General features: G+C 43.0%; 4 protein-coding genes. 3 read left to right on the top strand and 1 reads right to left on the bottom strand.

Features of this window, described 5'->3' with window-relative positions:
• The first annotated feature begins 149 nt into the window (after nucleotides 1–149).
• The 3 genes from N39L_RS04980 (at nucleotide 150) to N39L_RS04970 (ending at nucleotide 3,520) form a co-directional block, all read left to right on the top strand.
• Nucleotides 150–1,697, top strand: a complete 1,548-nt coding sequence (locus N39L_RS04980) for a peptidoglycan-binding protein (RefSeq protein ID WP_148261890.1) — start codon at nucleotides 150–152, stop codon at nucleotides 1,695–1,697.
• A gap of 97 nt (nucleotides 1,698–1,794) precedes the next feature.
• Nucleotides 1,795–3,030 (top strand): YncE family protein, encoded by a 1,236-nt coding sequence (locus tag N39L_RS04975; protein WP_014274481.1) that lies wholly within the window; start codon nucleotides 1,795–1,797, stop codon nucleotides 3,028–3,030.
• A gap of 70 nt (nucleotides 3,031–3,100) precedes the next feature.
• Nucleotides 3,101–3,520 carry a hypothetical protein gene (locus N39L_RS04970; RefSeq protein WP_006617204.1) on the top strand — a complete coding sequence of 140 codons (420 nt, stop codon included), beginning with the start codon at nucleotides 3,101–3,103 and terminating at the stop codon, nucleotides 3,518–3,520.
• A 197-nt stretch (nucleotides 3,521–3,717) separates the two neighbouring features.
• On the opposite strand, the gene N39L_RS04965 is transcribed toward N39L_RS04970, so the two are convergent.
• The gene (locus N39L_RS04965; protein ID WP_014274480.1) at nucleotides 3,718–11,169 is read right to left on the bottom strand and encodes a hypothetical protein; all 7,452 of its coding nucleotides are present in this window, start codon (nucleotides 11,167–11,169) and stop codon (nucleotides 3,718–3,720) included.
• Nucleotides 11,170–11,341 lie beyond the last annotated feature (172 nt).

Below are 11,341 nucleotides of genomic sequence, written 5' to 3'. Positions count from 1 at the left end.
CACAGTAGCGCCATATCTTTGAGTGGTCAAAATGCGCTAGGATAGCGGGGAAAAACCATGCTTAATTGATTATGGATAACCACGGTTGCATCACCAAGTCTAAATCATATTCTAGCGGTTATCGACCTGTTAACCTTCTCCGAAGGTCGATGCTGGGTCTCCCTTGTGCGATCGCCTTATTATTAACGGGAGTGACCGTAGCCTCTGCTGAGAGTCTCACCAATCGAGAAACTCAAATAGTCGCCCGCGCCACCCCTACTCAAAATCCAACCTCACCAGTTTTAAGGCGCGGTAGCCGAGGTCAGGACGTAGCCGAATTACAGATTAGACTCCGAGAATTGGGATATTTTAATAATCCTAATTTAGGCAATTTTGGTCCGATAACTCAACAAGCAGTTAGACAATTTCAAAGCGATCGCGGATTAAGACCCGATGGCATTGTCGGACAAGAAACTCGCCAGGCTTTAGCCCTAATTCCACCCTCCCCAAAAACCCCAGAAGTCCCTACTACTCCCCCTCCTCAACCCACAGCAACTCAGCCGCCGCCACCAGCCACCCCCCCAGCCGCCAAACCCCCAGCCGCCAAACCCCCAGCCGCCAAACCCCCAGCTATCAACATCAACTATAATTTACCAAAAGGCTTTCAGACAGCGATCGCCCTCTTAAAAAATCCCAGTTTTGTCGAAGCACCCCCCCGCGACCCATCTGGAAAAATGAGCCATGTTAAAACCATTACAGGCCCCATTGCACCCAAATCAATTGTGCATTCAGGTCAAGGCTTATTTTTTGCCCAAAATATGATGTATCGCCACACAATAACCGTCTATGACCGCAACTTTGATTTAGTCAAGACTATTCCCGACAGCATCAAATTCTCAGATTTTGGCTTCTCGAAATTCACCGGAAATCATAGAGGTTCCCCCGTAGAAGCCTCCTTTTCTCCTGATGGAAAATACGCCTACGTTGCCAATTATCAAATGTATGGTTCCGGCTTTTCTCGTCCCGGTAATGATAGATGTTCTCCAGCCGGGAGACATGATGATAGTTTTATGTACAAAATCAATACCGAAACCCTCAACATAGAACAAGTAATTCAAGTCGGACCCGTGCCGAAATTTAATACAGTTACTCCTGATGGTCGTTTCGTATTAGTTAGCAATTGGTGTGGTTGGGATTTAAGTATTGTTGATACCCAAATCGACCAGGAAATTAAACGGCTCAAAATAGGTCGTTATCCGCGAGGAATTGCCGTTGATTCTAACTCAGAATTTGCTTATGTAGCCGTCATGGGTTCCACACAAATCGCCAAAATTAACCTGAATGATTTTTCCCTCACCTGGCTTAATAATGTAGGACGTTCCCCTCGACATTTGAATATAGATCCTCAAGGTAAATTCCTATACACTACCCTTAATGGTGAGGGGACTGTGGCAAAAATTAACCTAGAAACGGGTAAAGTCATCCGCCGAATTAGCACAGGAAGCGCTCCCCGCAGTATGGCAATTTCTGATGATGGTCAATTTTTGTATGTGGTTAATTATCACTCTAATAGCATGAGTAAAGTCCGCACAGAAGATATGAGGGTCATTCATACTGTCCGCACTAACCATCGACCCATTGGTGTGACTTACGACCCCCACAAGCGACAGGTTTGGGTAGCTTGCTATTCTGGCAGTGTTATGGTATTCCAAGATTAATATAAGATTCGGATTCAGTTAACTTACCCATGATTAACCTAGCTGTCTAGTTTTTCTGGGTAAGTTTTTATTAATCGTTTTGTGGTGTAAGGAGATTATGAACAAATTTAATAAATTCCATTTGATGTTGATGCAAAAATCTGGCACCCTAATTATAGCATCGATTTCTATGGTGGTTTTGACTTTAACTGCGATTCGATTTGCGGTCGCTGACTCGGGTTCTGAGATTTTCAAATTAGGCGATCGCATAGATTTTCTACAGCAGAAATTAAGCAATCATAACTCATTAGATAACTCTGAATATGAGGAAACCATCGCTTTTTTACCTCCAGAACCCGGTCAATTTGAAATCATTAAGACTATCAAAAGTGATAATTTAACCCCCAAGTCGGTTGTTTATGCCGACCCCGGACTGTTTTTCGTACAAAATATGATGTATGAACATTCAATTGCTGTTTATAATCGTCAATTCCAACAGGTTAAAAAAATTGATGATCAGGTAAATTTGTCTAAGTTTGGTCATCGAGATTTTCCCGCCGAAAAATATAAAGGTTCTCCGGTAGAAGCCGCCGTTTCTAAAGATGGAAAATTTGCTTATATCTCCAATTATCGGATGTATGGTCCTGAGTTTAATAATCCCGGTTATGATACCTGTTTACCATCAGAACAATTCGACCCTAGTTTTATCTATGGGATTAATACCGAGAATTTCACCATTGAAAAAGCGATTAAAGTAGGTTCAGTTCCCAAATTTATCGCGGTTTCTCCTAATGGTAAATATGTGTTAGTAACTAACTGGTGTTCAGGAGATGTTAGCGTTATTGATACCGACACTAATCAAGAAATACAAAGGATATTTGTAGGCAGATTCCCCCGTGGTATTGCCATCTCTCCTAATTCTCAAACTGCTTATATAGCCGTGATGGGAACTTCCGATATCGCCAAAATCGACCTACAGGACTACTCAGTAAATTGGATGTATAACGTAGGTTTATATCCTCGCCACCTGGTTTTAGATTCCACCGGAAAATATTTATATGTTACCCTGAATGGTGATGATCATGTCGCCAAAATTGATACAGAAACCGGGGAAATTATCAGGAAAATTTTTACAGGTGCAGCCCCTCGTAGTATGGTCTTATCAGATGATGATCAATTCCTGTATGTAGTCAACTATTACTCCCACACCGTCAGTAAAGTTCAAGCTGAGGATATGGAAATTCTGGATACCATCACCGTAGGCTTGAACCCCATAGGAATTACTTACGACCCCAAAACTCGACAGGTGTGGGTAGCTTGCTATACGGGGAGTTTAGTAGTTATTCAAGATTAACAGATAAAGATTTCGGGAATTGGCGGTTTATCTCTTGTAGTCATCAGGTGTTGTCAGCCAGGACTAAATTATGGAAGTCTGGACCGTCATCCCCAAAATGGCGATCGCCCTTGGGGTGGCAACCGTTTCTATGGTCTCAGAAATACAGTTTCGCGGGACAGTTTCATCCCCTACACAAGTTGGGGCGGAATATATTGTCTTTGAAACTTACCAAAATAATCATGTCCGGGGTTTAGTTTATATTCAAAACTCCGATATTGGTTCATGTTTTGAAGGAGTTTTTAATTCCCAGCAAACCCAAATCCAACAAATCACCTATACTTACCCGGTCATTGTCAACAACCATGATGAAGGTTGGGAGACTAATGTATCGGATGAAGCCCTAAATTTAAGCACCTTTTCCCACTCCTTTAATTCCTCAGAAATCAATGAAAATGTGCAAGCATGGTTTAATGAATGCTTAGAGGTCATCTCAAATCCCCTTGAATAGTGATTCATGATTACTTTCTCTCTCCCGTCAGTTAAACGGCCGTTACCCCCTGCTAATTAGGAGACAATCAACTTTCTAAGTTGCCGCTGATATACCCTCAAAAAAAGAGTGAGATTGAATCATCAACCTCACTCTAATTTAGCTGTTAATTGTCCGAGTAAGTTTCCCTATATCTTAAGGTAAACTTAACTGATATTTTACACAGAGAAGGCATCCCCATCATCGATAATGTCATCGACAATGTCATCGATATCATCAATGTCATCGATGCTACTGATGCCAGAGAAAGCATTAATCTCATTGATGGCTTGGAAGTTATAAACATCCAAGAATGTCACCTGATTAATAGACCGAACTCCAGCAAACTCAATCAAAGCCGTAGAGTTTTCTTCCAGGTAAATCTCCATTGCCATTTGCGGATTAGCTTCTAGGAACTCCTCACTGTAGGGGTCAATTCCCGCTTGCAGACCAGCGCCGAACATATACTCTAAGCGCTGAGTAAAGGTAACATCCTCAAAGGATTCGACACCAAAGAACTCAGCCACCTGTTCTTGCACATCTTCCGACTCGAAATATTGCTCAAAGCTGTAGATATCAGAAGTTTCGTTACCTGCTTCCAGCAGTTGGCCGGTCAAAGCATCGAACAGTTCGGAATTATCAATGTTACCATCGCCATCTTGATCAAAATCAGCGAGATTTTCAGCCAAGATATCAGCATATTGAGTCATTGCCCAATTGAGATCGATAGTCGGTGCGGTGCTGAAATTGCCTTGCAAACTAAACTCAAACAGTTGTTGAGAATCAATGCGGAATACATTTTCAATGCGATAGTTCTGAAGAATTTGTTGGCTGGCTTGTTGGCGGAAGAATTCAATATCAACAAATTGGGTGATATCGATGCCAAGTTCCGAGGCAATTCCCAAGTCAAAACTTTGGATAATTGACAGATCCAGGTTGAAAATTTCCTCAACCGGGATACCAAAGAAGTCAGCAAAGACTTGGGGATATTGAGCGGCGATCGCATTATAGTCAATGGCGACAAAATTAAACCCTTGTTCCAAACCTACCGTATAGGCGTGTTCAAGAATTTGTACGCGGGTCAGATTCTCAGCACTCATTCCAAAGGTAGACTCCAAGGAAGCGGCATATTTAGTGCGGTAGAACTCGAAGTCAATTTGGCTCGAAAGACCACCATAGATATAATCCAGCACCAAAGAGCTTTCCAGGGAGGCAACTTCGCTAACATCAATGTTATAGGCTCGCGCGATTTCAACGGCGAACTGTTGTCGTTGAAAATCAACTTCCACAAACTCGGTCGGGTCAATTCCCGATTGCCATCCTTGCCCGAAGGCAAAGTTTAACACCTGTTCAGCAGAAAGGGAACTAACATCAATCACACCAACATCATCACCATCAGCGGTAAAAACAGCTTCTGCAGTTCCGCGCAACTTACTGCTAGCACTGCGACTTCCCCCTGACTGTACACTGGTTAGACGAACTCCAAATTCCTGACCAACAAACTGATCTAGGCTCAATTCTTCGCCATCTGCAGTAATCACAAACACTGTGGATTGAATATCATCCTGACCAATACCAGGAGTGCCGATTTGCACGCCCGCATCAAATTTCAGCGGTGAAATAGAGGTATTTCTTACCCGTTTGACATCACCACTAAAGCTAGAATTGGTGACATCATCCCCAGTTACAGACAGACTATCGAGAAGGCTACTATCTTCGATATCGAAGAAGACACCGTTAATATCGGCGATGGGTTCCACACTGTCAACTGTGACTTGAATGCCTCCTTCCACTTCTTCTAATGTCACCGTTACCTGTGCTTGTTCTCCGGTGAAATTAGACAATTCAACCACTACAGAATTAGGAGCCTGACCTTCTGGGATAGCTGGCACGAGGAAGGCTTGATAGAAATCAGCCAAGGCTTCGGCATTAGCTTGTGCATACCCTTGCCAATCAAAGGCTAGTGTTTGCAGGGTTTCAATTCCCGTAATGGCTTGGAACTCACTGCTGTAGAAAATTTGGATGAGCTGCTGATGGCTGAGGGATTCGGCTTCGCTAAGTTCAATACCCAGAGAATCCAACAACTGTGTTTGTACTTCTGCTGTAAACCCGTTGAATTGAGCATTCAGGAAGTTGATGTTAATCAATGAGAAATCAGTGTTAAACCAGTCAAGAACTGTGCTATCTGGCAGTTCCTGGGATGCGATCGCACTGATGAAAGTCTCACGGAGATAGTCAAAGTTGACAAATCCCTGAATGCTGACTTGTCCACTGAACATGAACCCATGAACTTGTTCTAAGGTCAGCTCTGTGACATCATCCACCTCAAACTGTGCGATTAAGGTTTCTGCATTCGCCTCAATGAATGCCTCGTAGTTGATAGCAGATAGCTCTATAGTCTGCTCTGCTTCCATCAGCAAGGCCTGGAATTCTTGGTTGTAGACCAAATTGATGATTTGAGCATCATTAAGCTCTACAATGGCTTCTACGGACTCCTCAAGGGAGAGGCTCTCATTAACCTGTTCAATGGTAATGGTTGTCTCCGCCAGAAGTTGCTCAACTTGATAGCGAATAAATCCGACATCAGCAGTTAAGAAATTCTCCTCAAAGGCTGCCAAAATCTCAGCATCTGTCAAAGGTTCGATTTCACCGCGTAGGACATCCTCAACGGTAATCGGATTTTCTTCTGTGCTAAATAAAGCAGCGATCGCTTCAGCTTGAGAGGCTCGCAGATAGCTGTAGTTAACTTCAGACTGTACCAGTTCAATCTCGAAATCCTCACCTAGAACCTCTTGGAATTCAACGCTAAACGCCAAAGTCGTGATGTCTTCAGTGGTTAACTCATCCACAGATTCATATTCAGTCTCTAAGATCGTATTGACATCTTCGAGGCTGAAAACAGAAGCCTGGAACAGTTCCCCAACCTGATAGGTGACAAACTCGATATCGATTTCTTCCATTTGGGTAACGGTCTCGACATTGACCATCAACTGTTCGATGTAAGCCAGAACGTCCTCGGCTGCAAACTCTGGACTGTCGTCGGAATCATCATCCTGGTCGTCGTCGTCGGAATCATCATTAGACTCATCAACGATATCCTGGTCGTCGTCGTCGGAATCATCATTAGACTCATCAACGATATCCTGGTCGTCGTCGTCGGAATCATCATTAGACTCATCAACGATATCCTGGTCGTCGCCGAGATCGTCATTATCTTCGCCACCGACAACAGTTTCCCCAAGAAATTCAGCGATCGCCTGAGCTTGAGTAGAGCTAAAGAATTCGATAATTTCTTCTTGAGTAAATTCTTTCGCCGCGAATTCTGCCTCAGACAAACCGAAGAAGTCAGCCAATTCAGCAGAGAATTGAGAAACCACAAAACCGATACTCAGTTCTGTTTGAACCAGACTAATCTCTAGGGAGAATTGAGATTGAAACTCAACATTGAGACCGAGGGTAACAATTTGTTCATCTGTGAGTTCATCAAATTCCTCCACAGGTTCATCAAGGACGGAATTAATATCCTCAAGAGATATCTGTTCATCATCGAGGGACTGTTGCAATTGATATTTAATGTAAGCAATATCAACCTCAACAGATAAACCCTCAACAGTAGTCACCGAGTTAGTGATAAACCACTCTTGAGCCACTTCCAGAGTCACATCATCGGCATCAATTTCCAATTCTGTGGCAATTTGTTCCGACTGAGCCAGTAGAAACTCATCAAGCTGTTCATTAGGAACCGTGAGGACTTCCTCACCAGTAACAGCGGTGATATCAACTTCCAAAGTATGAGCGATCGCCGATGCAAAGACAGTCCGCACATAGTCAATATTGAGAGTTTCTTGGAAAAGTTGAATTTCCACATCACCGATAATTTCTTGGAAATCGGAATTAAACACCAACGTAATCAGATGGCGATCGGTCAACCCATCCAAACTGTCAATTTCCGTCCCCAAAATCTCATTTACCTGTTCCAGAGTCAAGGTTTCATCTAGCAGTAACCCTTCCAATTGACTCTGAACATAAGCAGTATCAACATTCAGGAAAGAGAAACTTTCCAACCATGCGTTAACCGCCAGATCGCTGGAAACAATGGCCGCGTTGAAGGTTTCCCGAATATACTCAATATTAAGCGCACCTTCAATGCTGAATTGTTGAACACCGATATTCAGCGCAAAATCACGAATCTGAGTTACCGAAAGTTCATTGATGGAACTTACCCGGAAAAATTGTGCGATCGCCGTTTCCGCCGCCGAACCATGTTCTTCCAAGTACGCTTCAACATTAAACCAGTGTAGGGAACTGACACTAACCTCCTGTTCATAGAGATACTCTACAATTTGGAGTTTAGTAACTTCGCTGATGCTTTCCACCCCAAAAGTCGCCTCGACATCTCCAGTAAAAGTAAACCGGAAGTAGTCATAATCAACTATCCGAGACAAGCCACCATAAATGAAATCGAGGACCACATTAGTGCTGAGAGTTTCTACGTTTTCCACGCCGTAGAATTCTATGAGCAAGCTGCTGTACTCTTCCCGCAGGACTTCCAGTGCTTCCTCATCCACCACCTCAGCCAGGCTCAGACCCTGCTCTAAAGCCTGATTAACCACAAAACGATAAATTTGCTGTTCACTGAGAACCGCTACATTTGTCACTCCATAAAAAGCTGTCAGTTGAATCTCATATTCAGTCGTGACAACCTCCAGATTAAACGGAGTTAGGGTATTTTCAACATCAAACCCTTCCGTAAATAAATACAGGCGAACTTCATCATCAGTCAGAGTTTCCAGAGTGCGACCCAAAGACTGTGCATATTGTTCCAGTGCAGCTTTATATTTGATTTTAGCAAACCGGGTGTTAATAGCAGGCGCTGCATCCCCGAACACAAATTCAACTACATTTTCCTCGGTCAAATCTTCGCCAAAAGTAGCCGTGAGAGCCTCCGAGAAAATACTCTGGTAGTAGTTAACATTAACCACATCAACTAGCTGATTAACCCGTCCCGAAAGTCGGCTTTGATTGATTACGAACGAGTTAACTTGACTATCGCTGAGAACTGTAACATCCGAAACCCGGAAAAAGTCTCTCAGTTCTGTCTCAAATAATTCGCGAGTTTCAGCAAAGTTAATAGGAGCAGGATTAATACCCAAATTAGCTCCCGCACCCAAGCTGAAAGAAATCACCTGTTCCGAACTTAAAGAGTTAACCTCTTCGACCTCAATTTCGTAGAACTCAGCCAATTGTTCAGCATATTGAGTCACCACATATTGAACATCAACCAGAACATTAGCTTTAATGCTGTTGATTACCTGTTGATTAGACAGTTCCGTAGCGCTCTCAACATTGAAAAATTGCTGAACTTCTTGTGATTGGCTTTGTTGCACAAAATCCAGATGCACAAACACAGAAGGATTAACATTTTCTGGTAAGCCTTCCCGTTGAATAAATGCCAGGACTTGCTGCTGACTAGCACCCTCTCCCAGAGCCGCAGTGATGCGTTCACCATAGACAGATTGCAGATAGCTAAAACCTAATTTAGCCGAGGTATTTAACCCTTCTTGCAAACCAATGGTATTCACAAAGGTAAATACTTGAGAGTTGGAGATTTCGGTAATCTCAGTACCAAAAAACTCTTCTAAGCGGGTTCTGTGAACTGCTCGGAAGTAGTTGAGACTTACTAAGGTAGAAGGAGTGACTCGTTGTAAACCTGCGTCGGAACTGATAAACCGCACAATCTGAGCATTAGTCAGGTTAGCAATTTCTGTCCCAAAATGAGATTCAATAGCTGTCACCGACTGCTGATTTGACAGTACGAAATTCAAATCAATCAGAACTGACGGACTCTGACCTTGTTCCAGACCAACTTCCACAATATAGCTGAACAGTTGAGCATTAGTAATATTCTCAATGGAAGTCCTAAAGAAGGCTTCTATTTGGCTGCTGTAGGTGGCTTTAAAGTGAGTAAAGTTGATATTAGGACTGGGAGAAAATCCGCGTTCTAAGCCTTCCCCTTCTATGAAGTTGACAATTTGCAGGTAACTTAACTCTTCAACAGAGGTTACGCTGTAAAATTGGGTTAATTGCTGACCGAAAGTCCTTACATAAAACTGGATATCGACAAAAGGAGACGGGTTAATACCAGCTTCTAAAGCATTCTCATCTAGCCAATCTAAGAGTTCCCGAGTCGAAATCGTGGTAACATCTTGAACCTCAAAAGCTATTTGTAACTGAGATTCATAGGTGGTCAGAATGTGCTCAACATCCAGAACAACGTCTAATGGTAATTCGGGTTCTTCCGGTTCCGGTTCAGGTTCCGGTTCAGGTTCCGGTTCGGGTTCGGGTTCGGGTTCGGGTTCGGGTTCGGGTTCGGGTTCGGGTTCGGGTTCGGGTTCGGGTTCGGGTTCGGGTTCGGGTTCGGGTTCGGGTTCGGGTTCGGGTTGCTCTGCTATGGGAGGTATTACCGGTAATGGGGGTATCTGTGGAATCTCGGGTGCTGTAGCATCGATATCATCATCGATATCATCATCGACATCATCATCGATATCATCATCGATATCATCATCGACATCATCATCGATATCATCATCGACATCATCATCGACATCATCATCGATATCATCATCGACATCATCATCGACATCATCATCGACATCATCTTCACTCTCAATAATTAAAGCGAGATTGCTTTCTATTTGAGCAAACAGTTCCGAGATGTTGATTTCGGTTAAACTGCTGAGACTGAGAGTTCTTAAAACCTGGGAAACAGTGAAGGAAAGACTAAACTCGCGCCGTTCAGAAATACCGAATCTTACCCAGTGGTCGATCGCGTTAATTTCCCCACTTTCAACAAAGGGAACTAAATCGGGGTTGAGTTGCAGGTATTCGCTCACATCAAAGATATTGCTAAACTGCCGATTTTCAGACCGACCCCTGGTGATGAAGTGACTAAAGGCACTAATTTGTAAACCTAGGTTAGCTGATTCTTGCAGTAACTGACTAACGTCTGGGTTAAGTTGTAGGTAGTTATTAGCATCAAATACTCTGCTACACCGGCGATTTTCAAACTGTCCAACACCCAAGAAATGAGCGAACTTACTAACTAAAGTTTCCTGAGTAATAGCAGCTAAGTCTGGATTGGCTTCGGCATAAAAACTGGCGCTAAAAAAGTCGCTAAATTCTCGAGCTTCATTCAGACCAAAATCCAAGAAGTGACTGAAGGCTTCTTCACGATTGATGACTAGGGAAATATCAGTGTTTTTCTCCAGGTATCGAGTCACACTGAAAAAAGCACTAAATTCGCGACCTTCAAACTTACCAAATTCCCTAAAGTGTTCCCGTAGATTAAACTCAAAACCCGCTGCTTCTAGTTCTAATTTAAATTGTGCGAGGTCTGGGTTTTGAGCTAGATAAACTTCCTCATCAAAAAGTTGTTCAATAATAAAGTCCCGAAGATTTACTACATCACTCAGGGGATTTACGGGGGCGGCTGTGGTCGTAATTTCTACCTCAGCAGCATCATCTACAGTTTCTATGGGCAACAAAAACGGAGTTTCTGCCTCGAAATCGTCGGAGATTTCCTGAAGCTCATCATCTTCTAGGAATACTGTTGTAAAAAGTTCTTCGTCCATGCTAGAAAAATCCTCAATTGGAATAATTAACAATTAATGGTTTAGTTCAAATTTAACCCATCTGTGATCTAGTAAATCACTTAGAGTTATCATCTGAGGCTCACAACAGCCTATAATGCTGTAACGGCATAATCGGGGATAATAACGTCCTCAATGTACCACTAAGCAGTCA

The sequence above is a fragment of the Limnospira platensis NIES-39 genome, assembly GCF_026000695.1.
GTDB classification, from domain to species: Bacteria; Cyanobacteriota; Cyanobacteriia; order Cyanobacteriales; family Microcoleaceae; genus Limnospira; species Limnospira platensis.
The sequence above is the reverse complement of the archived record's forward strand: the minus strand, read 5'-3'. Positions and strand labels throughout refer to the sequence as shown.

Bases quoted from the DNA above. Each gene is read 5' to 3' on its own strand.
- N39L_RS04980 (WP_148261890.1), top strand. From the start codon at position 150: ATGCTGGGTCTCCCTTGTGCGATCGCCTTATTATTAACGGGAGTGACC.
- N39L_RS04965 (WP_014274480.1), bottom strand. From the start codon at position 11,169: ATGGACGAAGAACTTTTTACAACAGTATTCCTAGAAGATGATGAGCTT.
- N39L_RS04975 (WP_014274481.1), top strand. From the start codon at position 1,795: ATGAACAAATTTAATAAATTCCATTTGATGTTGATGCAAAAATCTGGC.
- N39L_RS04970 (WP_006617204.1), top strand. From the start codon at position 3,101: ATGGAAGTCTGGACCGTCATCCCCAAAATGGCGATCGCCCTTGGGGTG.